The sequence below is a fragment of the Mesorhizobium sp. RCAM 06353 genome (genome assembly GCF_059683585.1).
Genome location: NZ_CM185031.1, coordinates 600,608 through 626,257 on the forward strand (window position 1 = coordinate 600,608; position 25,650 = coordinate 626,257).

The window sequence follows — 25,650 nt, forward strand, 5'->3', positions numbered from 1 at the left end:
TCCTTTCCATACCGGGCGCACCCGTCAAATTCTGTTCCCGGCTCTCCAAGCCTGGTCTCACGCCGCCATTCTGCCGATCGAGTGGTATTCGATGCCGTGGCGCGCCACGACCTTGGGGTCATAGAGGTTGCGGCCGTCGAAGATGACCGGCGTGGTCAGCGCGTCCTTCAGCGCATCGAAGGACGGGGCGCGAAAACTCTTCCATTCGGTGGCGATGAGCAGCGCATCGGCGCCGCGCAAGGCCGCTTCCTTGGTGCCGCACAGAAGCAGATCGTCGCGCAGGCCATAGATAGCCTGGCATTCCTGCATCGCCTCGGGGTCATAGGCCTGCACGGTCGCGCCGGCGTTCCAGAGCGCCTCCATCAGGACACGCGCCGGAGCCTCGCGCATGTCGTCGGTGTTTGGCTTGAAGGCCAGACCCCACAGCGCAAAGGTCTTGCCCTTGAGACTGCCCTTGAAATAGCGGTTCACCTTGTCAAACAGCACGGATTTCTGGTCGTTGTTGCGCTCCTCGACGGCACGCAGCAGCTTGGCGTCGAACTTGACGCCCTCGGCGGTCTTGATCAGAGCGCGGACGTCCTTGGGAAAGCACGAGCCGCCATAGCCAAGACCCGGATAGATGAAGTGGTAGCCGATGCGCGGGTCGCTGCCGATGCCCTTGCGCACCTCCTCGATATCGGCGCCGAGCTGTTCGGCCAGATTGGCCATCTCGTTCATGAAGCTGATCTTGGTCGCCAGCATGCAGTTGGCGGCGTATTTCGTGAATTCGGCGCTGCGCACGTCCATCACGATCATCTTCTCGTGGTTGCGGTTGAAGGGCGCATAGAGCTCGCGCATCACCGCCTCGGTCTCTTCGCTCGAGGTGCCGACGATGATGCGGTCCGGCTTCATGCAGTCGGCGACGGCCGAGCCTTCCTTGAGGAATTCGGGATTGGAGGCGACGTCGAAGCTCAAATCCTCGCGCCCTCTTTTCTTCAGCGTCTCCGCGATCCTGGCCTTCACCTTCTCGCAGGTGCCAACCGGCACGGTCGATTTGCCGACGACGATCTTGGCGCTATCCATCTCGCGGCCGATGGTCTCGGCGACCGCAAGCACATATTTCAGGTCGGCCGAACCGTCCTCGCCGGGCGGCGTGCCGACCGCGATCATCTGGATTTCACCGTGCCGGACGGCGGCGGCGGCATCGGTGGTGAATTGGATGCGGCCGGCGGCGTGATTCTCCCTGACGATGCTTTCGAGGCCTGGTTCGAAGATCGGGACGAAGCCCTGGTTGAGCCGCTCCACCTTGTTTGCGTCGATGTCGACGCAAACAACCTGGTGGCCAACCTCGGCAAGCACCGCCGCCTGCACAAGGCCGACATAACCAATTCCAAACACCGTCAAGTTCATTCGGTTTCATTCCCATCCATGGCCGAGAACCGTTTTCGGTCCGGCCGGTTCAATTGGTCTTTCCCAACTCTTTTACGCTGCATACGAGCGATTCGGGAAACTGGCATGGCTCGCCGAGTGCGGTGAAGGCAACGCGCTCGATCTGCAGCGAAAGCTTGCGGACCGGATCGGCGAACGCGCCCATCCAGCCCTTCATGGTGTCGCTGCCCCAAAGGCTGAAGAATATCTTCTGCGCATGGCTGGGCAGCTTGGTCGGGTCGGTGATGGTGTTCACCAGCTGGCCGTTGAGGTACCAGCGCAAACTGTCCTTCTCCCAGACGAAGGCGTAATCGTTGAAGGCCTTGTCGGTGCCGCCCGGCACCTCGACGAGCTTCTCGTTCTTGCCCTTGCCGTCGATATAGGCGTTGACCTGCACCTTGGAGGTGTCCTTGGTCAGGATCTCGAAGTCGATCTCGTCCCAGGGCTGCTTGTCGGATGGGCCGATATAGGAAAAGAACGCCGCGTTGAGGCCGGAACCGGTGTCGGTCTTCAGCCGCGCCTCATAGGTGCCGTAGCCGAAGCGCTGCTTGGTCTGGATCTCGCCACAGGCGAACTCGCGATCCTTCAGCTTCTGCTTTTCGAAGCCAAGCGACAGCACCCCGTCGGAAAGCGCGACCAGCCCCTTCGACCAGGTGCAATTTTGATGACTGCCGTTGTTCCAGCCGTCGGACACATACCAGCGCGACCGATCGAAGCTCTTGAAATCATCGACGAAAGAGGGAGCGGACTGGATATCCTGTGCATGAGCAGGGACAGCCGAGAGGCTGCCAAGAGCGGCCAGCAATAGCGCACCGATCAAACCCAATCGCCGCAGGCCGGTTTGCCGGGTCAGGTGCGCGAAGGGCGGTGCATCAATTGCTGTCGTGGACGTGGTTTTCGGATTCGAATTCATACCAAACTCACCTTTGTGCTGTGCGTCCCCAACCCAAAGTCGACGTTTGAACTGCTTCCAAACGGGCCAACCTTGACCTCCTCTTTGACCCTCCCGAAATCCCTCTCCTGTCTTGCATCCTTGCAGCGCGCCTTCATGGGTCACGCCCGGCCGGCGCCCGTGGGCCTGGCGAAATCAACCGCGGCGGCCGAATCGGACGCGCCATTCTCGTCGAAGACCGTATCCAGCGAATGACGGAGCGCCCTCATCAGGCCGTTCTGGCGTGACAGCGCCGCGATGCGGCGCTCGCAATTCAGGATCGACTCCGTCAGCGCGCTGACTTCGGATGAGCGGCGGTCGGTGGCGGATCCGTTTTCCATGGCTTCGACGAGAAAGGCCGCGTTTGTCGCCGTCTTGCGGTAGCGGCTCTCCAGGCCGGTTTTCTCGGCCTCGATCTCGGCTGCGATCTGCTCGAACAGTTTCGCCAGCCGGTCGAGGCGCGCTATGTCGGCCTGCCGGTCGCGGGCAGGATCCCTTGATCTGAAGCCGAATATCGAGGCCATGGGCTTACATTCCTGTCATCGCCGGCTTGCATGCCGGGAACCTGGCCGATCCCCGCAAGCGGGGCTGAAAAACTCGTACCGCATCGTCCAACTCCACCGATGGGAGAGACTTCGGACCAATCCGATCGGGGGCCAGTTCGGTTGGTCGTTCAATTTGCTGCAACGCAACATAGACTGCCATTCCCGGAGCCGGGAGGCAACCACCCAATTCGTAAACTCATAAATCCGGTGGAAATGCTTTGCATAGCAAGCGTGCCGTTGGCGGGCAAAACGGCGCATTTCCCGCGCCTTACCGCTCCTTGCCCGCGCTGGTCCCGGCCATCAGGAAACGCAGCGGCGGCACATGCTTTTGCCCGGAGACAAGGCCAACGCGCCGAAACAGCGCCTCGAGCTTGTCGGAAGCCACGCCCTGGACGATGGGGACAAGGTTGGATTGACTGGCAAAAGCATAGGCCGCGGCCGAAGCCAGGCCGCGCTCGGCCTTCACGTCGAGGAAATTGCGCAGCCGGTATTTGTCGCGCACATGCCGTTCGTGCCGCCGCAGCACCGCCTTGGAGCCTTCCGGCAGGCTGTCGATCGCCAGCAGCGCCAGATCGGCGTCCGCCAGCCGCTTCAGGTCCTGCGTCTTGTGGCGGCCACTGAGCGAATCGGCGCGCACGATCGCGCCGTAGCCGCAGGAGCGGATGACCTTGAACCGTGCCCCGTGGGCGACCGCGCGGGCGTAGAGTTCGTAATCCTCGCCCAGCCGCAGGCTCTCGTCGTAGCGCAATCGGTGCCGGTCGAGGAAGGCCCGGCTGATCACCGGCTTCAGGAAGCCAAGCTCGCCTCTCTGCACGCGACGCCTGGAGATGTTGCCTTCGACGAAGCGCTCGAAGTCGAGGAATTCCGGATCGGCGGCGAAATCCGGGGCGACGATTTTCGTTGCGTCACTCGTCGCGTCATCCCTGATGAGCATGATGTTGTCGGCCACGAAATCCCAGTCGGCGGCGGCAAACAGGGTGCGGAACCGGCCCTCAAGGAAAAAATCGTCGGCATCCAGAATGCTGATGAACGGCGCTTTTGAACCGGCGATGGCGGCATTGCGGGCGAAGGACGGGCCGCGATTGACGTCGAGGCGCATGACCTTGAGCCGGTCGCTGCCATCGTCGGCGGAGCGGGCGACCTCGGCCGTGTTGTCGGTGGAGCCGTCGTCGACGACGACGACCTCGGCCACCTCCGGTTCGCGCAACGCGGATGCGATGGCGACCGCAATCGTGCGCCCCGCATTTTTGGCCGCGATGATCACGCAGACCTCGGATTTCGTCATCGACATGGTTTTTGCCTCTTGCACAGGTTCCGATATGCCCTCGCCCTGCACGTAGTGCGACGCCACCGCCATCACGGACTGGCCGGCCGCTCGAAGATGCGGCGGCTGATGTCCGCCGATGCTGCCCAGCCGGCCTCGGCCAGGTAGCGGACGGGAGCCTTGCCGCACAATTCCCACAACACCGTTCGCCGCTGCGGCCATCGCAAGGACGACAGCCATGGTGCGATGACCATGTTGAGCAGGTCCTCATTGCCGATGCGCGACAGGATCGGCTTGGCCCGCTCCGACAAGAGCGTGCCGGTGCCGCCGAGCAGCACATCGGCGGCGCGCAGGCCAAGCAGCAGCGTATCGTCCAGCCCCTGGCCCACCGCCGCATCGAGCACTCGCTGCTGATCGGCCTCGTCGAGACGGTTGGCGCTGGCCCTGATGTCACAGACATAGCCGGCGCAGGGTTCGCGGTTGAACAGTGCCTTGGCGACGCTGATGCAGGACAGCATCAGCGTGTCGGCGACCGACGTGAACGGCACTTCGGTGCCGGTGATCTCGACCAGCCGTTTGCGCCGCAGGAAGCCGTCGGCATCGCGCGGACTGGGCGAGCCGGGCTGCTGCAGGCGATAGTGAAGGTCGACCGTCGACGATTTCGGCCCGTTGCCGCGGATCATGTGCTGTTCGCCAAGGAAGCGAACCCACCAGACCGAGCGCGACTTGCCAGCGACCTCGTAGCCGATCGAACGCAACGCATCGCGCGCTTTTGCGAACCCGGCAGGGGAAACCAGGATGTCGACATCGCCCGAAGGCTTCATGAAATGGTCGTCATAGAGCAGATGCTGCTGGAACGGGCCTTTGAGAAAGACGAAATCGATCTGCCTGTCGCGCAGCGCCTGGTGAATCTCCATCGAATCCATGAGGCAAGCGGCGTTCATCGAAACCGTCCGCCGGCGATAAGTGTCGAGCCATTGGAAAAGCTCAGCCGGCCTGTCACCCGCCGGATCGCGCGACAGCGCCTTCAGAACGAAGGTGGCGACCTTGTTCAGCCTGGCGATGTCGCCGATGGCGGCGGCGGAAAGGTTCGGCGGCGACACATCGCCGGCCAGCGCCGTCGGCCCGGCGAAATACAACCGCAGGCAGGCCTGCACATAGGCGATCTCGTCGGCGCAGTCGGCGGCGCGCAGTCGTTCATAGGAACTTTCCGGCAAGGCCATTGAGCGCATGGTCTCCAAAATGCGGTTTGCGCGACGCTTATGCTGCAAGTGCGAAGCAAAGCATCCTCAAAAACCTCGGCGACGTAAAGTCTTTCCTTTCGCAGTGCGAAATTTTGCAACCAGAGCGTTTGCCGACCTTTCTGAAGATGGCGCAACATAAGGCTGAAATTCCGATCCGATCGAGGCACTTCAGCCATCCATCGACACCGGCCGGCTAACAAAAATCCATCTTTTTAGCCTTGCCTAAAAAAGCGCCGGCGCTATGTACTTTTTATGCAAGCAAAATCAATTGCTTAAAGAATCGCCAGTCGCTAGACCTGACTGCATCTGGTTTAAGCCCAATAGAGGCGGAATTTTGAGCATTGCGCACACACATGGTGACGTCCGCAACCCGTAATTGATTAACCAGAGGTAAATCAGGCTTGACTCATAAATGTTGCCATGCAGCTATTGCAGCGCAGCATGAAAGTGCTGACGGCACTCGACAGGCCGTTTCCAGTCCTCATTGGAGAGTAAAATGGAACAGAATGTTGAAAAGCACGAGTACGAAACGCCCAGCCTGACGGTACATGGTTCGATCGAAACCATCACCCAGGGCGGTGGCGGCAGCACGGCAATCGACGCGTCGTTTCCGGCGCATACCCCGATTGGCGATCTGACGTTCTCCTGAGACTAGCCTGGTTCTGGAGGAGTGACGTTGGGCCTCCAGGATTGAAGACCGTGAATGGAGCCGGGGATGAAAATCCCCGACTTTCCCTTTTTGAACTGACGACGCGTAGACCGTGTGTTGCAAACGAGGTTTTGGGATGAACTGGAACCCATCCGAGCACGATACCGTAAACGCCACGAAGGATGCCGTGGCTTGCGAATTCGGTGATGGCCTCGCGCTTCTCAACCTGAAATCCAATATTTATTACAGCCTCAATGGCGTCGGCGCGTTCATCTGGGAGCTGATCCAGGAGCCGAAGTCGATCGCCGATATCCGCGGCGCCGTGCTCGAGCGCTACAATGTCGACGCCGAGCGCTGCAAGGCCGACGTCGACGCCTTGCTGAAAGGCATGGCCGAAAACGGACTAGCGAGGCTGCAGCATGAGGCACTCGTCTAGGCAGGTTTCGCAAAAGGCCATGATCTCGCGGCAAAGACCTGCGACGGAACAAAGACCGAGGCCAGCGAAACGTCGGCCCAGCCGGAGCTTGGCCCGCGTTCTTTCCCTGAGTGGCTCGGAAGCGCTTTTCCTCTGCCACTGCCTGCTGGTGGTCGCTTCCATTCGGCTGGGGCTGACATTTTTCTCGTACAATCGCGTTCGGGGCATGGTGACCCGGCTCAACGCCCACCAGTGCGCCAGCATGGGCGAGCTACGGCTCGTCGCCTGGGGGGTTGCAGCGGCTGCGCGGTTCGTGCCGCGCGCCTCTTGCCTTACCCAGGCGCTTTCGGGCCAATACATTCTCGCGCGCCAGGGCAACGCCTCCAACATCCGCATCGGCATCGAACGTGGCACGGGCGAGCAGTTGAAGGCGCATGCCTGGCTGGTCAGCGACAACCATGTCGTGCTTGGCGGCTCCGTCGATGGGTTCGCACATCTGGTCGACCACGGCAGCCGATGAGCGGCGTGGCCGGAATTCTGCAGCGACAGGGACACGCAGTAGCGGTCCGAGGCCCCGCGCCGGCGGACGCGGCGGCCGACATCCAGCAGATGCTGGCCCGCATGCGCCATCGCGGCCCCGACGGAAATTCATGGTGGCTGGACAGCGGCGTAGCCCTTGGCCACGCCTGGCTCAACACCACGGACGAAGCCGGCCCCGGCGCGCTGACCATGGCCGGCGGCAAACTCGCCATCACCGCCGATTGCCGGCTGGATAATCGCGACGAGCTGATGGCGCGGCTCGGCATACGCGACAGGTCGGTCGCGGACGCAACATTGCTGATGCGGGCCTATCTGCGCTGGGGCGAAGCCAGCCCCGTGCATCTGCAAGGCGATTTCGCCTTTGCCATCTGGGACGCCGAGCGGCAGCTTTTGTTCTGCGCGCGCGACCATTTCGGGGTCAAGCCATTCTACTACCACGCCGCGGACCGGCGTTTTGCCTTTGCCTCCGAGATCGGGCCGATGCTTGGCCTCGACGGGGTCGGTGCACGCATCAGCGAGCGCAGCATTTCGGGTTTCCTGGCCGGACTTCCCGACGATCCGCAATCAACCCCCTACAGCGATATCTTCAGCCTGCCGGCGCGCCACAGCCTAACCGTCACCGCGCAACAGGTGGTGCTGCGCCGATACTGGCAGATCGAGCCGTCGGCGCGACCGCTACGGTCGGATGCGGCGGAGGAATTCGCCCATCTGTTTTCGCAATCGGTGCGCAACCGCATGCGCGGAAGTCAGCCGATCGGCGCGATGCTGAGCGGTGGCCTCGATTCCTCGTCGATCGCCTGTGTCGCCGGCCTGCAGAACGCCGCCGCGCGGAAGCCGAAGCTGCCGACCTTTTCGCTGATTTTCGAGAAGGGCTCGTCGATGGACGAGCGGCCCTTCATCGATGCCGTGCTCGATCAGCAGAAGAGCGATCCGACGCTGATCCCCGTCGGCAATTATGCGCCCTTTGCTGAATTCGAACGGGTGCTGGAGGAGCAGGAAGGCACCTTCCTGGCGCCGGGCCTGACGCTGACCCGCGGCATTTACCGGACGGCGGGCGCCAAGGGCATCAAGGTGCTGCTCGACGGCCATGGCGGCGACGAGGTGGTTTCACAGGGCCATGGCCATTTGCACGAGCTTGCCAATGGCGGCAGGTGGCTGGACCTTTGGCGCGAGGTCCGCAGCGCCTCCAACACCTATGGCGACAGCACGTTTGGCCTCTATTTCCAGTTCCTGACCCTTTACGGGCCGGCCTGGCGGATCGCCAAGGCGAGACAGATGGCGACCCGGGCCCTCAACAGGATACGCAAGCCCGCGCACATACAGCGCGGCCGCAGCTGGCGCGACCTGATCAATCCGGATCTGGCCAAGCGGACCGAACTTATCGACCGCTTCCATCGGGCCGGCTATATGCCGCCCGGTGTCCAGGCCAGCGACGCGCTCAGCCATCGCTGGATCCTGTCCAACGGCTACGTGCCTCACTCTTTCGAGGTGCTCGACAAGGCGGCTGCCAATTTCGGCATCGAGCCGCGTTATCCCTTCTGGGACAAGCCGCTGGTCGAATTCTGCCTGGCGCTACCGGGTGAGGAAAAACTCAGCCACGGCTTTGGCCGCTATGTGTTGCGCCGCGCCATGGAAGGCATCCTGCCGGCGGCGGTTCAGTGGCGACGCACCAAGATCGATTTCACCGCCAATCTCGTCAACGGCATGGTGCGCAACCACCGCGACCTCCTGGAGCAATTGCTGGTCTCGGATGCCGGCCGCATCGCACCCTACGTCAACCTGCCACAAGTGAGTGCCGCCTATGCACGGCTGCTGCGCCAGCCCGACCAGGCAGCACCGCTCGATGTCCAGTATGTCTGGCGCTCGGCCTCGCTGTCGCTCTGGCTTCGGCAGGTCCAGAACAGCGGGAGCCCCGCATGATGCCGCGCAACCAGCCGCTGGCCCCATACCTTGGTGATCCTCCTTCCCATGGCGGGACGGTGCGGGAGCGACGTTACTACCGGACCTATGGCCTGACCATCGCATCCGACGTGGCGTTGCCCGAGCTGGAACCGGCGGAGCCGGGGGCGGCGGATATCCTGATCGCCATCGGCACGATCGACATGCCGAAGCCTTCGCCCGAGGCCGCGACGATCTTCCGCTTCGAGCCGGACCGGCAATATCTGGCGTGGCATGCCGTCGGCGCCTTCCTGATCAGCGATTTCAGCCGCATCGACATCGAGCCGGCGCCCGGCGTCGACGACGCGTTGCTTGCCTTCCCGCTGCTCGGGCCGGTGATGGCGCTGCTGCTGCACCGGCGCGGCCTGCTCGTGCTGCATGCCAGCGCCATCGCGGTGGCAGGCAAGGGCGCCATCTTCATGGGCGACAAGGGCGCCGGCAAATCGACGACGGCAAGCGCGCTGATCCGCGCCGGTCACGAATTGCTCACCGACGATGTCGTGGCGCTCGATTTCACCAATCCGGATGCGCCGATGATCATTCCGGGTTTTCCCCAGATCAAGCTTGCCGCCGACGCCGCGGCCGCGATCTCGCTCGGCCGAGCGGAGGTGCGGCCGCAAGTCCATCCAGCGATCGAGAAGATGCAGCATCGCCTGCACGGCGCCTTCTCCGGCGGCACGGTGCCCGCAACCAGGGTCTATGTCCTCGAGCGCGGCCAAAGGGCCGCGGTCACGGCCTTGCCCGGCATCGCCGCCTTGCCGGCCATCATCAAATTCTCCTACGTGACGCGTTTCGGCCGCGCGGCGCTCTCCGGCGATTTCGCGGCGCTGCATTTTCGCCAGTGTTCAGCAATCGCTAACCATGTTGGCGTGTTCCGGCTGGAAGTTCCGACCGGCCTCGACAGGATTGGCGAGGCCGTGGATCTGATCGAAACCGATCTGGCGGCCGGGGACCTGACGGCTGGCCGTCGGCAGCGGTGAGCGCAAACATGTCGAAGTCCTCAATCCTGCGCCTGTCACTGTTTCGCGATGTCGCCGCGTTCGGCGCCGTCATCGCCCAGATCGGCGGCCGGCGGACCTGGACGGCGCTGCTGTTCCTGATCCTCGGCAGCCTGACGGAAGGCATCTCGATCCTGCTGCTTGTGCCGCTGCTGCACCTGGTCGGCCGCGCCGACCAGGATTTCGCGGTGCGGTTGCCGAACAATGATTTCGTGCGCTGGCTAGTGCCGGACGGAACGCTGCAGCTGACGACGGTGCTGTGCGCGCTGGTCGGGCTCGTTGCGGTGCAGGCTGCGTTCAACCGCTTCAAGTCGGTCTACATGGCCAGGCTTCTGTTCGATTTCATCAACCGTTTGCGCATGAACCTGTTCGAGAGCATCGGCAAGGCGCGCTGGGGGGTGTTCGCACGCATGCGCAGTTCCGATCTCGACCATGCCCTGACTGGCGACATCGATCGCGTCCAGGGCGCCGCCTTCTCGTTGCTGATGCTGGTGCAGATCGCTGTGCTTTTGGTGGGCTATCTCGTGATCTCGATGTTCATCTCGCCGGTTATGACGGCGTTTGCGATCGTCATCGGCATCGTGATGTTTATAGCGCTGCAGCCGTTTCGGGCGCACGCCACCGCCTTTGGGCGCGTCCTGACCAGCAATCGCCAGGATCAGTACCGGACGGTCTCGGAATTCCTCGGCGGCATCAAGGTGGCCAAGAGCCTGAATGTCGAGGCCAGCTATTTCGCGCAATTGCAGTCGACGCTGGAAAAGATGAAGGCCGACAATATCGACTATGTACGCAACAGCTCGATCGGCACCGCCGTGTTCCAGGTGGCGAGCGTCGTCGGCCTGAGCCTGTTCATCTATGTGGCGCTGGTCCGCTTCAACCTGTCGCTGGCCGAGATCGTCGTGCTGCTGCTGGTTTTCATGCGCATCGCGCCGCGCTTTATGGATATGCAGACGCAGGCCCAGCAGGTGCTGATCAATCTGCCCGCCTATACGGCCATGCGCAGCCTGCAAGCCCGCTTCGATGCCGAGCGCGAGCCGGGCCATGCCGACGCTGGGGATGCCGAAAAACTGTCGCTCGATACCGGGCTGAACATTCGTGGTGTCTCCTTCGGCTACGACGACGGCACCGGCAAGGCGGTGGTGAGCGACATCACCTTCGGGCTTCCGGCCGGCAAGGTCACCGCCCTGATCGGCCCCTCGGGATCGGGCAAAAGCACCATCGCCGATATGCTGCTTGGCCTGCTCGAACCGACTTCCGGCAAGATCCTCGTCGACGGCGTCGAGATCGATGCCGGCAATCGCCGACGCTGGCGCGATCAGGTGGCCTATGTGCCGCAGGACGTGTTCCTGCTGCATGACACGATCGCGGCGAACCTGCGTCTGGCCGCGCCGCAGGCCAGCGACGACGAGTTGTGGACCGCATTGCGCGCCGCGCATGCCGGGGAGTTCGTCGATCGGCTCGATCAGCGGCTCGACACGATCGTCGGCGATCGCGGCGTGCGCCTCTCAGGCGGCGAGCGTCAGCGCATCGCGCTGGCGCGCGCGCTGTTGCGCAAGCCGTCGCTGCTCATCCTCGACGAAGCGACCAGCGCGCTCGACTGGCAGAACCAGTCGCTGATTGCCAGGTCAATCGACGGATTGCGCGGCGCGATGACCATCCTGACCATCGCGCACCGGCCATCGATGATCGCCTTCGCCGACTGGGTGGTGGCGATGGAAGACGGCCGTGTCGTGGAAGTCGGGCAGTATCAGCGGCTGAAGGCAAAGCCCGCGAGCCGGCTGTCCAGGATGCTGTCGGGGGAACAATCGGAAACCGAACCCGCCAATGTGGCCTAAGGTCAAATCCGCTGAGGGTGGGACCTAATGCAGGCTGCGCCGGGCATTACCCAACTTCTCGCCCTCGGTCACGTCGGGCGAGCTCAGCTTTCTTTCAGCTTCGCGCTGCCTGTCGGCCGGCGTCGGCGCGCTCCTGGCGATCATGGCGTAGACCAGGACGAAGTAGCCGGCCTGGATAACCACGGCGCAGATGATGACGCGCAGCAGCGTCGTGCCGAGCGAAGCGCCGCCAAGCCAGGACCAGGCGACGACGATCGCAAGAGCGAAAACCATCCCAACAATGAATTTTGGAAGCGACATACCCAACAGCCCATAAACCGGCTCGGGTTATATCCAACGATAGCCCCACCCGAGCGCCGTCCCTTGTTACGCGGGCTTGTAAGGATGCCCGCTATCGACCGGTTGCTTCCGGCCTTTCAACCTGTCGCCACTCTGACAGGTATAATTTGCAATTCTATTAAGGCGAGCAGAGGGCGGCAAGGGCAACCGCACATATTTTTGATTGAGCTTACGCGATCGACTCTCCCATGCTGCAATGCACACTACCACAATTCACTCAACCTGAAGCGGCTATGTTTTTTCAGTACAATCCACAATATTAAGTAGTATTTTATGTTAATAGTCGCGAACTTCGCACCTTCCTAAAGCACTAAAATGTACCATTCCGGACCGCCGAGAACGGCTTGCCCCAAAGTCACCCCAAAAAGATCCTTATTTTTTTCCACTTGCCCATTTATTGTCACAAATGTGCTAAACATCCCGAAAAATGTGCATCGCTAGCTTATAATTTAGTCAATTCATGACGCGACTATTTCAAGGGTCCGGGAAATTGTGTGTTGCGCTGCAGCATTTTTTTGGTATCTTTGTGGTGAACCATTCGTTCAACGCATGGAGTTTCCGCATGAGGGATATTGCCAAGTCGGCCACGGCGGACTTTTCGCAGCCTGACACCGACTTTCCGCCGCCGATCGGCGGCCTCATCAAGCGCAGCTTCGATATTGCCGGTTCACTGGTTGGTCTGCTCGCTCTCAGCCCGCTGTTTGTCATGATAGCGCTGCTGGTCAAATTTTCCGACGGTGGATCGATTTTCTACGGTCATCGGCGAATCGGTCGCGGCGGACGGATTTTTCCGTGCCTGAAATTCCGCACCATGGTTCCGGACGGCGACAAGGTGCTGGCCGCCTATCTCGCAACCAATCCGGACGCCAATGCGGAATGGATAGCGACCCGCAAGCTGAAGAACGATCCGCGCGTCACCCGTGTCGGCGCGGTGTTGCGGAAGCTCAGCCTCGACGAACTGCCGCAGATCATCAACATCCTGCAGGGCGATATGAGCCTTGTCGGGCCTCGCCCGGTGGTGCGCGATGAGCTGGAAATCTACGGCAGCGCCGCCGTCTACTATCTGAAGTCGCGGCCCGGCCTGACCGGCCTGTGGCAGGTCAGCGGCCGCAACGACGTCTCCTACGACAGCCGTGTCGCCTTCGACCGCCACTATGTCGAGAACTGGTCGCTCTTCGGCGACGTACGGATCATCATCAAGACCGTGCCGGCCGTCTGGATGTCACGCGGCTCTTACTGACCGGCCGCCGGCATCCGGCGGCAAGCTCATCGGGCGATGGGGCTAACACGGATCGGAACGTTCAGTTGAAAACAGACATGTTAGAAGCCTTTGGCAGCGGCCGCTTTTCCGGCCGCTCTCGGCGCATGGCCACATGCCTTGCGGTGTCGCTCGCTTTTCTTCCCCAGCTCGCAACGGCCGATGAATACCATCTCGGCTCGCAGGACAAGCTCACCATCCGCATCGCCGAATGGCAGACCGTCGAAGGCACGTTCAGGGACTGGACGGCGGTCAATGGCCAATACACGGTCGGCCCGGGCGGAACGCTGTCGGTGCCTTTCGTCGGCGAGCTGCCGGCGGCCGGCAAGACCACGGCGGAAGTCGCGGCGGCGATCAGCGAGGCGCTGCAGCGCAAACTCGCGTTGTCGGACAAGCCCGAAGCCTCGGTCGAGATGGCCCAGTTCCGGCCCTTCTACATTTCGGGCGAAGTGCAGAACCCCGGCCAGTTTCCCTATGTGCCCGATCTGACGGTGCTGAAAGCGATCAGCGTCGCCGGCGGCGTCAGGCGCAACACCGACTACGGCCCCCAGCTCGGCAAGGACCTGGTTACCGCCAAGGGCAATTTCGATATCTCCGACGATCAGCGCGTCCGGTTGATCGTCAGGCGCGCCCGCATCGATGCCGATCTGGCCGGTAAGGCGAGCTTCGAGGCGCCGCAGGAGGTCGAGGGCGATCCGAGGCTGCCGACCATCGTCGCCGACGAGATGACGATCCTGACGGCGGACCAGAAGGCACTGAAGCTGAAGCTCGAGGCGCTCGACGACCTCAAGGGTGTCCTGCAGGCGGAAATCGAATCGCTGCAGAAGAAAATCGTCAACCAGCAGAAGCAGGTCGACCTGGCGCAGCAGCAGCTCGCCAGCATCGGTCCGCTGGCGCAGAAGGGCCTGGTCGCCAATTCGCGGTTGCTGGATTCGCAGCAGTCCGTCACCGACCTGCAGGGCAAGATTCTGGACTATGAGACAGCCATCCTCACCGCCAAGCAGGCGATCAGCAAGGCGACGCAGGACGCCATCGATGCCCAGAACACGTTGAGCTCGACCCTCGCCGCCGACCGCCAGCAGACCGAAGCCGACCTGAACGAGGCCGCGCTGAAGGTTAATATGCAGAAAGGCCTGATCGCCCAGGCCAGCGATCCCGCAACGACTGCCGCCATCACCAGCGACCAGCAGCCCACCCTGCTCTACGCGCTGGTGCGCAATGTCGACGGCAAGACCAGCGAAATCGCCGCCAAGGAAGAGACGCCGGTGTTGCCCGGCGACGTGATCAAGGTCAAGCTGGCGCCGCTGGCCAGCCAATAGGCCTCGGGCTTCGGCGCGACCCAGCGCTTTCGAAACATAGCGCAGAGAATTCCAACCTCCGTCAGGCTTTGCCCGGCGGAGGTTTTTGCTTGATGCGATTCAGGCCACGAAGAGAGACAAAGCGCACTGCCTCGAAGGAACCCCATCCGAATGGTGTTGCGCCAAAGCCGCTATGCACTTTTGGGCGATGGGAATCGGCTCACGATTGGTCGGCGGCCGCCGGACGGCCGATATGCCGGGGCCAAGGTGGATCGCCCCTTGTCGCATCCGCCGGCTCGAGGGCCGGCGACCACCGCGTGCGGGTGACCGGCAGCCGCGCCAGCTTGAAATAGCTGAAATACATCAGGAACGAGCCCATGATGTAGGGGTTGAGGATCTCGACCTCGACGAAGGAGCGGATGAGCAGCAGCACCATCACGCCGAAGAGCACCACCGATTCGGCCTGCCATGCCTTGAATATCACCGTCGAGACATGGCCGTAGAGCGTGCGCAGCATGATCAGCGAGATCATCACCGCTCCGGTGAAGCCGAGTTCGACAAGCGCCTCGACATAGGTGTTGTGGAAATGGAAGCCGGTGCGGGTGGTGATGTAGAATTCGTTCCACAGCCGCTCGGCCTCGGCAAAACCCTGCACCCAATAGGCGGCATAGCCGACGCCGAGGATGGGCGAGCGCTGCGCGGCGTTCCAGCCCTGCTCCCACAGATAGGTCCGCCCCGTGAGCGTCGAATCCTTGCCGAAGAGGCCAAGCACGAAATCCATGAGCCCGAGATTGAGGGCGACAAAGGCCACCACGACAATCAGGCCGGCGCCGACCACGAAGATCACCCTGCGATAGCGCCGCGACAAAAGCTTGGTCATGGCAAGAAGCGCAATCAGCGCCAGCACCGCCGGTATCGAGGCCATCGAGGTGGCGGAATGCGAGACGACCAGCACATAGGCTGACAACAGCACCACAGGCACGGTCAGGATGAAGCTCAGCCGGCCACGCCGCAGGAAAGCGAGGAACACCGCGGAGAAATAGATGCCGAGCGAGCCGACGAAGCCGATCTGGTTCTTGGAGGCAAAGGCGCCGACGAAATTGTAGGTGCCGTCGAGGACGTCCTCGGAATAGGCGCCGACCTTGAGCGAATAGAGCAGGACGAAGAAGATTCCGATCAGCGCGCCCAGCGTCAGGGTCCGCACGCTGACGGTGCGCGCCGCGACATAGGCGCAGGCGATGTGGGAAAGGTACTGGACCGCCGTTCTGGCGGTGACGCCGGGTGCCTGCGACCAGAAGACGGAGAAGCAGATATAGGCCGCGAACAGCAGCGGCAGCCAGGCGCTGGAGAGCTGACGCAGGAAGCGCCGGTAGTCGACCAGGATAAGCGGAAGCCAGACGGCATAATAGGCCAGGATCAGCACCTGGCCGAAAATGACGGAATAGGAGAACGCCCAGATCGACACGGCTACGGCAAAGGCGCCATAGACCGAGTTCTTCTCCGGATCGACCAGCAGGGACTTTGGAATTTTCATCTCAGAGTCCCGTCGACGCGACCCAGGACGCGCAAGCCAGGCAGGCCGTAAGCCGGCCGGCATATCCGCAAACAGGGGCGTGCAATAAACGGCATCTCCATTGTGCAGTGCAATATAACCTATCGCACCGCATGCTCAATGGCAAATCCGGTCACCTTGTCTTACATCAGAGCGGTTCACCGTTTTACGGAAACGGCGAACCGCTCTAACTCCTTGTTTTGACATAATTCCTGTGGAAAAACCGTTCACACTTTTCCTGGAATTGCTCTGGCGAACGGGGAGAGGTCGGCCGGTAGCCCACCCAGCACGCCCGCCCGGATCAGGCGAGAAGAACGCTACCACAGGGCTCCGCCGGTGATCTGTATGTTTTCCATGGTGATGCCTTTGGCGAGATCCGAGCACAGGAACACCGCCAGAGCGGCTATCTCCCGCGGCTGCAGCATGCGCTGCTGCGGGTTGCCCCTGGCAATCTCGGCCATTGCTTCTTCTGCCGTCCGCCCCTTGCCCTCGCGCTCGACGACTTGCGCGACATTGCGGCGCATCAGTTCGGTCTCGACCCAGGTCGGGCTGATCATGACGCAGGTGATGCCGTGTGCAGCCCCTTCCAGAGCCACGCAGCGGGTGAAGCCGAGAAGTCCGGCCTTGGAAGCGCAATAGGCGGGATTATCCTTCCAGCCGACGGAAGCGGCGGTCGAGCCGATGTTGACGATGCGCCCCCAGCCGCGCTCGATCATGCCGGGAAGCACGGCGCGGGTGGCGCGAAAGGCGCCGGTCAGGTTGGTGTCGACGATCTTGTCCCACAGCGCATCGGAATGGCCGCAGACCGGCTGCTCGGCGGTGGTCCCGGCGGCGTTGACCAGTATGTCGGCAGGACCGACGGCGGCTTCGGCTTCGGCCACGAAACGGTTGGTGATTTCACTGTCACGGACATCGAGATGCGCCGCATGAACCCTGGTGCCATGGGCTGCGAGGGCCGAGCGCACGCGCTCGATCTCGTCGGCGCCAGGGTAGTAGGCGGCATCGGATCTGTCGGCTCCGGCGGGGGCAATGTAGGAACCGACGGTTACATTGGCGCCGGCCTCAGCCAAGGCCGTGGCAATAGCAAAGCCCATGCCGGAAAACCCGCCGGTGACGATCGCGCTGCGGCCGGAAAGATTCGTCATGTGGCCAGTCTCCGATGCCAACGCCCGACACGCTATTCATAGGCCGGGGCCGGCAAAGAACGCTACCTTGCCGGCGACGCGGTTCACAAAATCAGTTCGCTAAAGTGGTTTGCCCAGCCATTCGCGATAGAAGCCTTCGAGATCAGGTTCGAAATCATGGACGATGGGATAGCCGGGGGCTGCCGCTTCGACCTCGTGCATGGTGCCGCATTGCGGGCAGATGAATTCGCGGATCTCCATCCATTGCGGATCGGGAATGTCGCTGTTCGGATAGATTTCGCGCAGCGCTTCCTCGCTGTTGCGCACGATGATCGCGGCCTTTAGCTTCCAGTTCTTGCGGTAGTCGCCGAAGGAATGACCGCATTCGCAGCGGGTGATCCGCTCGTCGCCGCTCTGGCAGATGAACAGATGATCGGAGACCGGCAGCAGGATCGGGTCCTTCCAGGCGACACGGTCCTGGTAGACGGCGACCATCTTGAAGAAGCGGTCATCGTCCTTGTAGGCGCTCATGATGCGCTTTGTCTGCGGCCAAGGCAGCTGGCCGGCGGCCAGATCGGCAAGGACTCCCTTGCTGTACGCGGTCATGGCTTTGCTCCCGGCATGAAGATCGATTTGGCGTCGACGTTCCAGAAATCGCTGAAATCCCTGGTGAAGCGCGAGGAAAGCTTGATCGCGCTGGCGTACATTTTCTTCACCTCGGGGGCGAAGTCGGCCTTCTCGACGCGGCCACGCTCGGCGGCGATCCAGTCCGAAACGGGAATTGCCTTTGCCAGCCGTTCCTTGCGCATGGCGGCACGGCGTTCGACCGTGGCGTCGATATCGGCAACCGGGTAGCCGTCGGCGTCGTCCTTCAGAGCGATGCCGAAAATCTGGATCGCCGCTTCGCGGGTGAGGTAGCCGTTCTCGACATCCCAAGCGGTCTTGATCGGATCGCGCTCCAGCACGTCACCGTAACCGCCGCCGCCATTGTAGGAATGGCTGAAGATGTCGCCGGATTTATGCGGCGAGGTGATGTAGGGGCCTTCGACGACGACATGGTCGCCGCCGATGTTGCGCTCATAATCCGAGACATGCGGGTCGATGCCGGGCGCATGCGCCAGTGGTTCGCCTTTGGCCGCCAGTTCGTGGATGTTGGAGTTCCGCACGGCGCGATGCTTCTGGCAAGTCGGCGCCGGATAGCCGCCGCACATGCCGCCATTGTCGAACACGCGTGAGGAGTGCTCGGAGGTATGGAGCCGCAGATGCGAGGTCTTGTTGATCAGCCAGGTCGAGACGAAGGAACAGCCGCCGCGATATTTGCCGGCGCCGCCCGAATTGGGGACGATCGAGCGGCCGATATAGACCATCGGCATCGACTGCTCCCAGACCTCGATGTTGCCCATGTCGGATTCCGGATTCCAGCCGACATAGGCGGTGTCGAGACCGTCGGCGATGGCCAGCGCACCGGAGCCGGCGGCGGCGCATTCGAAATGCGCCATGCCGAACGGCGTGCCGTACTGGCTCTCGCCGCCCATCTCGATCATCGGGCTGTTGACCTGGCCGACAAAGGCTTCCTCGACGAAACCGCGCGCAACGAAGCCGCGCGACAAAAGCCGCTGGAAGACGCCATAGGCCGGCAGCAGCAGCGCCCATGAGGTGGCGGTGGCCACCATCTCGTTGTCTGGGTTGGTCCAGGTGCCGTGCGGCAGTTTCAGTTCGGTCGCCATCCAGGCGCCGTCATTGACCAGGCCTTCGAAATTCATGTGCTGGGTCAAGGTGACGAACATGCCGCCATCCATGCCGGCCGGCGTGCAGTTCATCGAATGGTAGCCCCAGGGCTGGGTACCCTCGAAGTCCATGGTGATCTTTCCGTCGGTGGTGATCTCCATCTCGATCGGGATGTTGTAGAGCCAGTCGGGATCGCCGAGCAGCTGGAAGCCGGGCTTGCCCGCCGTGACGTGGCCATAGAAGGTGTGCCCGCGATAGATGCCGGGCACGGTGAGCTGGCGGGTGCGGGCGAGCTGGGCGCGGCGGCCCTCCTCGATGAACTCCTTCGACACCTTCATCCAGTAGTCCAAACCGATCTCGGAGATCAGCTGCTTGACGCTTTCGCGCATGTCGATGCAGGAGGCGACCTTGGCCTTCTCATCCAGCACCCAGTAGATCGGCATGCGCAGATTGCGCTCGCAGCGGATGACATAGTCGCGGCGGATCTCGTCGTTCTCGCCGATCTTTTCGGCGCAGACGAACAGGCCCTCGGTGAAGCGCTCCTGCGCCAGGCAGACGTCGCCGCCAGGGGTGATGCCGCCGGCTTCCAGCTCGTGGCAGACAGCCCCTGCCCAGCCGACCAGCGTGCCTTCATGGAAGATCGGCACCACGTCCATGACATCAGGCACCTGCACGGTACCAATGAAAGCATCGTTGTTGGCGAAGATGTCACCTTCGCGGATCTTCGGGTTTTCCTCGTAGTTGTTCTTGATCATCCATTTGATGAAGCGGCTCATCGTGTGGACATGGACCATGATGCCGTTGGACAGCGCGATGGCATCACCCTCGGGCGTGTAGATGGCGACCACCATTTCGCCGACCTCGCGCACGCCGGGCGAGGCGGAAATGCGGCGGGCCATTTCGCGCGCCGAGACGCAATAGGCGCGCAGCTTGGTGTGCAGCGTCTCGAATTTCAGCGGGTCCTGGTTGCGCAGCGTGAGTTCGGTGATGCCGTCATAGCAGCCGGTCTCTTCCATCAGCCGCTCGGAATCGAGCAGTCTTTCGCGAAGGCGTAAGGCCGAAGCAGGTTTGTCCAACATGGCGATCGCCCTCTCAAGCGTGGGTGTAGTGCAGCAGCGTCCATTCATCGACATGGACACGGTCCTGCGGATGAACGACGAGCGTGGTGGCGGGATGTTCGATGATGGCCGGGCCGATCACTTCATGGCCGGGCTGCAGGAGATCCATCTCGTAGAGGTTGGCCTTGTGCCAGCGGCCGCCAATATAGGCCTCGCGCACGCCCTTGTGGGCGGCGGCCGGATTGGAGGTGCCAAGCGGACGCTTCAACAGCACTGGCTTGACCTTGTCGGCGGTGGCGATCAGTCCGAGTTCGGTGATGGTGAAACCGGCCTCGCCATAGCGCGACACGCGGTGGTTGACCTTGGCGTAGACCGCCTCGAACTCCTGGATAACCCTGCGCATGTCGTCGGCCGAATTGACCTCGGCAAGCGGCGCCATGACTTCGACGTCCTCGAGCTGGCCGGTGTAGCGCATCATCAGGAACGGCACCGTCTTGATCTTGTCTCTGATATGGCCGTCGGTGATCATCTCGTCGACCGCTGCCTTGGTCAGGTCGTCCCACACCGTGGTGACCTTTTTGCCGAAGGCGAGCAGTTCGTCATCGCTGGCGCGTGCGCCGATGTCGTGCTGCGTCGACACCGAATGACGGCGCATGAAATCGGCCGTGGTGCAGCCGAAGGCCGAGAAGGCGGCGGCGAACTGGAAGGTGATGATGTCCTTGAAGCCGATGCCTCTGGAGCAACCGGCAAGATGCAGCGGACCGGAGCCGCCATAGGAAAGCAGCGTAAATTCCGAAGGGTGGATGCCCTGGCCGGAAATGACGCGGCGCAATGCGTTGTTGGCATCGGCCTCCAACATGTCGATCATGCCTTCGGCGGCCTCCTCGACGCCGACGCCAAGGATGCTGGAGCACTTTTCCTCGAACGCCTTGCGCGCCTTCTCGACCTGCAGCACCACCTTGCCGCCGAGGAAATAATACGGGTTGAGGCGGCCGAGGATGGCGTCGCAATCGGCGATGGTGGGTTCGGTGCCGCCCTTGGCGAAGCAGATCGGGCCGGGATCGGAGCCTGCACTTTCCGGCCCGAGCGAGACCTTCTTGGTCAGCGGATCGACCTTGAGGATCATGCCGGCGCCGGCACCGATCGTGTCGAGATGCAGCGTGGGCACGTTGAGCTTAAAGCGGTCCATCAGCGGCTCGTTCTCAATCCGGGTCTGGCCGCGCGAGATGACGCCCATGTCGAAGGAGGTGCCGCCCATGTCCGAGCAGATCAGCGAATCGTTGCCGATCAGCTTGCCGACATAAGCCGCCCCTAGGATGCCGCCGATCGGGCCGGAGATCATCGTTTCGTGCAGGCGTGGATGGTTGATCGAGGTCAGGCCGCCGAAGGAAAGCAGCGTCTGCACGCCATATTTGAAGCCGTATTTCTTCGAGACGTCCTCGATACCCCTAAGCTGCTTGCGGCCACGCGAGGTGGCGTAGGCCTCGATCAGCACCGAGTTCAGCCGCGACTGTTCGCGAATGACCGGGCGAACCTCGTGGCTGGTGTAGATGAGGATATCGGCGCCGGCCTTGGCGATCTCCTCGCGGCAGATCTCGGCGATGCGCTTCTCGTGCACGGGATTGACGTGCGAGAAAATGGTCATGATGCAGATCGCCTCGACCTTGTCGGCGATCAGTTTTTTCGCGGCGGCCGCGACTTCATGCTCGTAGAGCGGCAGCACGATGTCGCCGAACTGGTCGATGCGCTCGGTGACGCCATGGGTGCGGCGGCGCGGCACCAGCGGATCAGGATGGTGATGGGTGACCGCATGCAGCCGGTCGGCATAGGAATAGTCGGCCCAGGCTTGCAGCCCACGGCCCATCAGGATCATGTCCTCGAGGCCCTTGGTGGTGATCAGGCCGAGGCGGCGGCCGGTGCGCGACAACAGCGTGTTGAGCATGCCGGTGCCGGAATAGAGCACGACATTGACGCCGGAGAACAGCTGCTCCAGCGAGATGCCCCAAGCGTCCGCCGCGTCCTCGGCCGACGCCAGGAAGCCCTCGGCCTCGTTCTTCGGCGTGGTCGCCGACTTGCCGATCTTGAAGTGGCCGTCCTGATCGACAAGGATCGTGTCGGTCATGGTGCCGCCGGCGTCGATACCAATGACGATCGGGTTGCCGATTATCGGGGCAGAGGGATGGGGTTGGGTCACGGTCGCCTCGAGATTGGGTCTAGGATGACGCAAGGCTAGATTCGAGGGGCGGCCTTGCGCCATATGCCTAAAGACACAATGACGGTCGGGCCGGGATCGCCGAGAAGAGGGCATGCGCATGGGGACCATCTGGGCGCCGCTCGCCAGGGCGATCGCCGCCACCGGCACGGACAGGCATGTCGATTGCCTGATCGACCTGATCGGCGCGGACATTGAGCACGACCTTGTCACGGTGACGCGCTATTCGGCGACGCAGACACCGGAATTCGTCAAACACCGGCGCTTCTCGGATGAGATGGTTCGGCTCTATCTCGACAACTACTATGTCTTCGACCCGTTCTACGCCTCATGGCGGCGCGAGCGAAGGCTCGGCATCATGCCGCTGAAGCGCCTCGCCGACGACGAGGCCAAGCGCGGCCAGTACATAGCCGGCTTCCTGGCGCAATCGGAGATCTGCGACGAGGTCGGCATCATGCTGGCCGATGGTGGCGACTGGTGCCTGGGCATCTTCCTCGACCGCTCGACCAATGCGTTCAAGGACAGCGAGATCGCCCTGCTGGACGAGCGGCTGCCCGTGTTCGAGGCGCTGCACGCGCTCGACATCCAGGCGCGCGGACGCGAGTTCTTCCGCACGACAGCGCCGACCGGCCCCGGCGCTTCGCCGCGGCAGGAGCCGACCATCCCGATGAGCCTGTGGCCGGAACTGTCGCTGCGCGAGCGCGAGCTAGTCCAGTTGATCCTTGCCGGCCATCCGACGGCAAACATCGCCGAGCGCCTCGGCATCACCGTCGGCACGGTCAAGAACCACCGCCGGCGTATCTATGAAAAGCTCGACATCACCACCGAGCGGGAGCTGTTCCTGCAGTTTTTCCAGCATCGGGCCGATCGATAGCTGGTCTCCAATGCCTGTAGCAGATTGGCGTGCGGTTCTGCCGGACGATCCCATCGCGCGCCTCAAAAATTCCTCTTGCGGAACCGCGCCGTCCCAGCTTAGTCTCGGCCTCGCGCATAAAATGAAATTTAATTCCATTTGTTGCCGAACCCCGCAAGCCAGTGTCATGCCCATAAAATTGCCTGACACAATCGACTGAGAAAATATTTGATATATCATCTACCAGAATGGAACTAGCCTGAATGGTCCGCCAGACATCGATCCAGCCATCAGCGCCCTGGTTGCGGCTCGACGTCGACGATTCGGACTGGAACGCTGCCGAGGTGTCGAGCCTCATGCGCTGGTATCACCAGATGCTGCTGATCCGCCGGTTCGAGGAAAAGGTGCTCGACCTCGCCAATGCCGGGCTGGTGCACGGGCCTGCGCACGCCAGTATCGGCCAGGAGGCGACGGCGGTCGGCGCCATGTCGATGCTGCGCACCGGCGACCGCATCAACGGCACGCACCGCGCCCACCACCAGGTTCTGGCCAAGCTGGTCAACGCGCAGACGCCTGAAAAGTTCGATCCGCTGCACGACGCTTTCAATCCGGACATGCAAGGGTCGGTGCGCGGCCTGATGGCCGAGATCATGGGGCTCAATGCCGGCTATTGCGGCGGCCGTGGCGGCTCGATGCACATGCGCGACGACGCCTCCGGCATTCCCGGCACCAGCGCCATAATCGGTGGCAACCTGCCGCATGCGGCCGGCTATGCGCTGGCCGACAAATTGCTTGGAACCGGCAACATCTCGGTCGCCTTCTTCGGCGACGGCACGATGATGGCGGGGCCGGCCTATGAGGCGATGAACATCGCAGCACTCTACCGGCTGCCGGTGATCTTCTTTGCCGAAAACAATTTTTATGCCGTCTCCACCCATGTCAACGAACAGACGCGCGAGACGCGGCTCGCCTCGCGTGGACCGATGCTGGGTTTTCGCGGCATCGAATGCGACGGCATGGATGTTGTGGCGGTACACCACGCCATGCGCGAGGCGCGTCGGGTGATCGAAGAGGAAGGTGGCCCGGTTCTGGTCGAAGCGCTCTGCTACCGCTTCCTGCATCAGAGCGGCGCGCGCCCTGGCAGCGAATTCGGCTACCGCACACGGGCCGAGGAGGATGCCTGGAAGGCACGCGACCCGCTCACCACGATGGCGGCACGGCTTAAGACGATGGGCATCCTCGATATGTCCGATCTCGCCACGCTCGACCAACGCGTCATGGAGGTGGTCAACACCGCCGCGGACTCGCTGACCGAGATGAGCGGCAACGCGCTGCGCATTCCCGACCATCTGTGGCCAAGCCCTGACGACGTCGACAACCAGATCCGTGGCGACCTGTCGGAACTCAGGGATCAGCGCTTCCTCGAAATCGAGGATGTGCCGCCGGCCGAGACCAGGCCGGTCAAGTTCATGGTTGCCGCATCCGAAGTGATCGCGCGCGCCATGGAACAGGACCCGCGCATCATCATCATGGGCGAGGACGTGCACCGGCTGCGCGGCGGCGTTTCCGGCGCCACCAAGGGCGCTCTGGAACGCTGGCCCGAGCGCGTGCTGGCCATGCCGATTGCCGAGAACGGCTTTGTCGGCGTGGCACTGGGCGCGGCACTCTGCGGCCTGCGGCCGATCGTCGAGATCATGTTCGGCGACTTCTGCCTAGTCGCGGCCGACCAGTTGTTCAATGCGGTGAGCAAGGTGCGCCACATGTTCGGCGGCGGCTTTCCGGTGCCGATCGTGCTGCGGGTGCGTGTCTCGCCGCACACCGGCTACGGCTCGCAGCATTCGGGCGATCCGTCCGGCCTGTTTGCGCTCTATCCCGGCTGGCGCATCGTCGCGCCGACGACGCCCTTCGACTATGTCGGCCTGATGAATTCGGCCTTGAAATGCGACGATCCGGTCGTCGTCATCGAGCATGTAGAATTGTTTGCGAGCGAAGGCCCCGTTCCGGCCGAAGATCGTGACTATTGCGTGCGGCTCGGCAAGGCCAGGATCGTCAGGCCAGGCAGTGCCTGCACGCTGCTCACCAGCGCCAGCATGGTGTCCGTTGCGAGGCAAGTGGCCGAGGAGACCGGCGCCGATGCCGAGATCATCGATCTGCGCAGCCTCGACCCGACCGGGCTCGACTGGCCATTGGTGGAAGCCTCGATCCGCAAGACCAACCGGGTCGCCGTCGTCGAGCAGGTACAGCGCGGGCTGTCGCTCGGCGCACGGCTGACGCAGGAGATTCAGGACCGCGTGTTCGACTATCTCGATCACGAGATCCTGCATGTGACGGGAAGCCTCTCGGCTCCCGTCGTATCGGCCCCGCTCAACCGGGCCGCACTGGGCGGCGCTGACAAGCTCAAGGCCGCGCTTCGATCCCTCACCGGCGTGAGCGGGTAAAGCGAACGCATTGCCACAAAGATC

21 protein-coding genes are annotated in these 25,650 nt (G+C 62.6%); 10 read left to right on the forward strand and 11 right to left on the reverse strand.

What is annotated here, in order from left to right:
* Positions 1-57: 57 nt before the first annotated feature.
* The 5 genes from AC56QX_RS02680 to AC56QX_RS02700 form a co-directional block, all read right to left on the reverse strand.
* A complete protein-coding gene (locus AC56QX_RS02680) occupies positions 58-1,389 on the reverse strand; it encodes a UDP-glucose dehydrogenase family protein (RefSeq protein WP_497113586.1) in 1,332 nt (443 codons plus the stop codon).
* Positions 1,390-1,438: 49 nt separating this feature from the next.
* Positions 1,439-2,320, reverse strand: coding sequence for an endo-1,3-1,4-beta-glycanase ExoK (gene exoK / locus AC56QX_RS02685; RefSeq protein WP_497117651.1), 882 nt, complete (start codon positions 2,318-2,320; stop codon positions 1,439-1,441).
* Positions 2,321-2,460: 140 nt separating this feature from the next.
* The gene (locus AC56QX_RS02690; RefSeq protein WP_497113587.1) at positions 2,461-2,862 is read right to left on the reverse strand and encodes a hypothetical protein; all 402 of its coding nucleotides are present in this window, start codon (positions 2,860-2,862) and stop codon (positions 2,461-2,463) included.
* A gap of 289 nt (positions 2,863-3,151) precedes the next feature.
* Positions 3,152-4,174: a glycosyltransferase family 2 protein gene (locus AC56QX_RS02695; protein WP_497113588.1), complete on the reverse strand. Its 1,023-nt coding sequence runs from the start codon at positions 4,172-4,174 to the stop codon at positions 3,152-3,154.
* Between the two features lie 65 nt (positions 4,175-4,239).
* Positions 4,240-5,370 carry a nucleotidyltransferase family protein gene (locus AC56QX_RS02700; RefSeq protein WP_497113589.1) on the reverse strand — a complete coding sequence of 377 codons (1,131 nt, stop codon included), beginning with the start codon at positions 5,368-5,370 and terminating at the stop codon, positions 4,240-4,242.
* A gap of 517 nt (positions 5,371-5,887) precedes the next feature.
* Here AC56QX_RS02700 and AC56QX_RS02705 point away from each other — a divergent pair.
* From AC56QX_RS02705 to AC56QX_RS02730, 6 genes are all read left to right on the forward strand, one after another.
* The gene (locus AC56QX_RS02705; protein WP_010913078.1) at positions 5,888-6,040 is read left to right on the forward strand and encodes a lasso peptide; all 153 of its coding nucleotides are present in this window, start codon (positions 5,888-5,890) and stop codon (positions 6,038-6,040) included.
* Between the two features lie 136 nt (positions 6,041-6,176).
* Complete coding sequence (locus AC56QX_RS02710) at positions 6,177-6,476, forward strand: PqqD family protein (protein ID WP_497113590.1); 300 nt, start codon at positions 6,177-6,179, stop codon at positions 6,474-6,476.
* 88 nt (positions 6,477-6,564) lie between these two features.
* Complete coding sequence (locus tag AC56QX_RS02715; protein WP_497113591.1) at positions 6,565-6,975, forward strand: lasso peptide biosynthesis B2 protein; 411 nt, start codon at positions 6,565-6,567, stop codon at positions 6,973-6,975.
* Entirely contained in the window at positions 6,972-8,915 is a 1,944-nt protein-coding gene (locus tag AC56QX_RS02720; protein WP_497113592.1) for a lasso peptide isopeptide bond-forming cyclase, read from the forward strand. The genes AC56QX_RS02715 and AC56QX_RS02720 overlap by 4 nt, the downstream gene beginning before the upstream one ends.
* Positions 8,912-9,913: a phosphoenolpyruvate carboxykinase (ATP) gene (locus tag AC56QX_RS02725; RefSeq protein ID WP_497113593.1), complete on the forward strand. Its 1,002-nt coding sequence runs from the start codon at positions 8,912-8,914 to the stop codon at positions 9,911-9,913. Before AC56QX_RS02720 ends, AC56QX_RS02725 begins: the two co-directional genes overlap by 4 nt.
* Positions 9,914-9,921: 8 nt before the next feature.
* Positions 9,922-11,766: an ABC transporter ATP-binding protein gene (locus tag AC56QX_RS02730; protein WP_497113594.1), complete on the forward strand. Its 1,845-nt coding sequence runs from the start codon at positions 9,922-9,924 to the stop codon at positions 11,764-11,766.
* A 24-nt stretch (positions 11,767-11,790) separates the two neighbouring features.
* On the opposite strand, the gene AC56QX_RS02735 is transcribed toward AC56QX_RS02730, so the two are convergent.
* A complete protein-coding gene (locus tag AC56QX_RS02735; protein WP_497113595.1) occupies positions 11,791-12,066 on the reverse strand; it encodes an exopolysaccharide production repressor protein in 276 nt (91 codons plus the stop codon).
* Positions 12,067-12,667: 601 nt separating this feature from the next.
* Here AC56QX_RS02735 and AC56QX_RS02740 point away from each other — a divergent pair.
* On the forward strand, positions 12,668-13,345 hold the full coding sequence (locus AC56QX_RS02740; protein WP_475454119.1) for a sugar transferase: 678 nt from the start codon (positions 12,668-12,670) through the stop codon (positions 13,343-13,345).
* A 77-nt stretch (positions 13,346-13,422) separates the two neighbouring features.
* Positions 13,423-14,682, forward strand: coding sequence for a polysaccharide biosynthesis/export family protein (locus AC56QX_RS02745; RefSeq protein WP_497113596.1), 1,260 nt, complete (start codon positions 13,423-13,425; stop codon positions 14,680-14,682).
* A gap of 199 nt (positions 14,683-14,881) precedes the next feature.
* On the opposite strand, the gene AC56QX_RS02750 is transcribed toward AC56QX_RS02745, so the two are convergent.
* From AC56QX_RS02750 to AC56QX_RS02770, 5 genes are all read right to left on the reverse strand, one after another.
* Positions 14,882-16,195 carry an O-antigen ligase family protein gene (locus AC56QX_RS02750; protein ID WP_497113597.1) on the reverse strand — a complete coding sequence of 438 codons (1,314 nt, stop codon included), beginning with the start codon at positions 16,193-16,195 and terminating at the stop codon, positions 14,882-14,884.
* A 335-nt stretch (positions 16,196-16,530) separates the two neighbouring features.
* Positions 16,531-17,358, reverse strand: a complete 828-nt coding sequence (locus AC56QX_RS02755) for an SDR family NAD(P)-dependent oxidoreductase (protein ID WP_497113599.1) — start codon at positions 17,356-17,358, stop codon at positions 16,531-16,533.
* 99 nt (positions 17,359-17,457) lie between these two features.
* Positions 17,458-17,943, reverse strand: a complete 486-nt coding sequence (locus AC56QX_RS02760) for an acetone carboxylase subunit gamma (protein ID WP_497113600.1) — start codon at positions 17,941-17,943, stop codon at positions 17,458-17,460.
* The gene (locus tag AC56QX_RS02765) at positions 17,940-20,144 is read right to left on the reverse strand and encodes a hydantoinase B/oxoprolinase family protein (RefSeq protein WP_497113601.1); all 2,205 of its coding nucleotides are present in this window, start codon (positions 20,142-20,144) and stop codon (positions 17,940-17,942) included. Before AC56QX_RS02765 ends, AC56QX_RS02760 begins: the two co-directional genes overlap by 4 nt.
* 13 nt (positions 20,145-20,157) lie before the next feature.
* Positions 20,158-22,287, reverse strand: a complete 2,130-nt coding sequence (locus tag AC56QX_RS02770) for a hydantoinase/oxoprolinase family protein (RefSeq protein WP_497117653.1) — start codon at positions 22,285-22,287, stop codon at positions 20,158-20,160.
* A 142-nt stretch (positions 22,288-22,429) separates the two neighbouring features.
* Between AC56QX_RS02770 and AC56QX_RS02775 the strand changes: the two genes are divergently transcribed.
* Positions 22,430-23,209 (forward strand): helix-turn-helix transcriptional regulator, encoded by a 780-nt coding sequence (locus tag AC56QX_RS02775; protein ID WP_497113602.1) that lies wholly within the window; start codon positions 22,430-22,432, stop codon positions 23,207-23,209.
* A 242-nt stretch (positions 23,210-23,451) separates the two neighbouring features.
* Positions 23,452-25,626 carry a dehydrogenase E1 component subunit alpha/beta gene (locus AC56QX_RS02780; RefSeq protein WP_497113603.1) on the forward strand — a complete coding sequence of 725 codons (2,175 nt, stop codon included), beginning with the start codon at positions 23,452-23,454 and terminating at the stop codon, positions 25,624-25,626.
* Positions 25,627-25,650 lie beyond the last annotated feature (24 nt).

Bases quoted from the DNA above. Each gene is read 5' to 3' on its own strand.
- AC56QX_RS02680 (WP_497113586.1), bottom strand. From the start codon at position 1,389: ATGAACTTGACGGTGTTTGGAATTGGTTATGTCGGCCTTGTGCAGGCG.
- exoK (WP_497117651.1), bottom strand. From the start codon at position 2,320: ATGAATTCGAATCCGAAAACCACGTCCACGACAGCAATTGATGCACCG.
- AC56QX_RS02690 (WP_497113587.1), bottom strand. From the start codon at position 2,862: ATGGCCTCGATATTCGGCTTCAGATCAAGGGATCCTGCCCGCGACCGG.
- AC56QX_RS02695 (WP_497113588.1), bottom strand. From the start codon at position 4,174: ATGTCGATGACGAAATCCGAGGTCTGCGTGATCATCGCGGCCAAAAAT.
- AC56QX_RS02700 (WP_497113589.1), bottom strand. From the start codon at position 5,370: ATGGCCTTGCCGGAAAGTTCCTATGAACGACTGCGCGCCGCCGACTGC.
- AC56QX_RS02705 (WP_010913078.1), top strand. From the start codon at position 5,888: ATGGAACAGAATGTTGAAAAGCACGAGTACGAAACGCCCAGCCTGACG.
- AC56QX_RS02710 (WP_497113590.1), top strand. From the start codon at position 6,177: ATGAACTGGAACCCATCCGAGCACGATACCGTAAACGCCACGAAGGAT.
- AC56QX_RS02720 (WP_497113592.1), top strand. From the start codon at position 6,972: ATGAGCGGCGTGGCCGGAATTCTGCAGCGACAGGGACACGCAGTAGCG.
- AC56QX_RS02725 (WP_497113593.1), top strand. From the start codon at position 8,912: ATGATGCCGCGCAACCAGCCGCTGGCCCCATACCTTGGTGATCCTCCT.
- AC56QX_RS02730 (WP_497113594.1), top strand. From the start codon at position 9,922: ATGTCGAAGTCCTCAATCCTGCGCCTGTCACTGTTTCGCGATGTCGCC.
- AC56QX_RS02735 (WP_497113595.1), bottom strand. From the start codon at position 12,066: ATGTCGCTTCCAAAATTCATTGTTGGGATGGTTTTCGCTCTTGCGATC.
- AC56QX_RS02740 (WP_475454119.1), top strand. From the start codon at position 12,668: ATGAGGGATATTGCCAAGTCGGCCACGGCGGACTTTTCGCAGCCTGAC.
- AC56QX_RS02745 (WP_497113596.1), top strand. From the start codon at position 13,423: ATGTTAGAAGCCTTTGGCAGCGGCCGCTTTTCCGGCCGCTCTCGGCGC.
- AC56QX_RS02750 (WP_497113597.1), bottom strand. From the start codon at position 16,195: ATGAAAATTCCAAAGTCCCTGCTGGTCGATCCGGAGAAGAACTCGGTC.
- AC56QX_RS02755 (WP_497113599.1), bottom strand. From the start codon at position 17,358: ATGACGAATCTTTCCGGCCGCAGCGCGATCGTCACCGGCGGGTTTTCC.
- AC56QX_RS02760 (WP_497113600.1), bottom strand. From the start codon at position 17,943: ATGACCGCGTACAGCAAGGGAGTCCTTGCCGATCTGGCCGCCGGCCAG.
- AC56QX_RS02765 (WP_497113601.1), bottom strand. From the start codon at position 20,144: ATGTTGGACAAACCTGCTTCGGCCTTACGCCTTCGCGAAAGACTGCTC.
- AC56QX_RS02775 (WP_497113602.1), top strand. From the start codon at position 22,430: ATGCGCATGGGGACCATCTGGGCGCCGCTCGCCAGGGCGATCGCCGCC.
- AC56QX_RS02780 (WP_497113603.1), top strand. From the start codon at position 23,452: ATGGTCCGCCAGACATCGATCCAGCCATCAGCGCCCTGGTTGCGGCTC.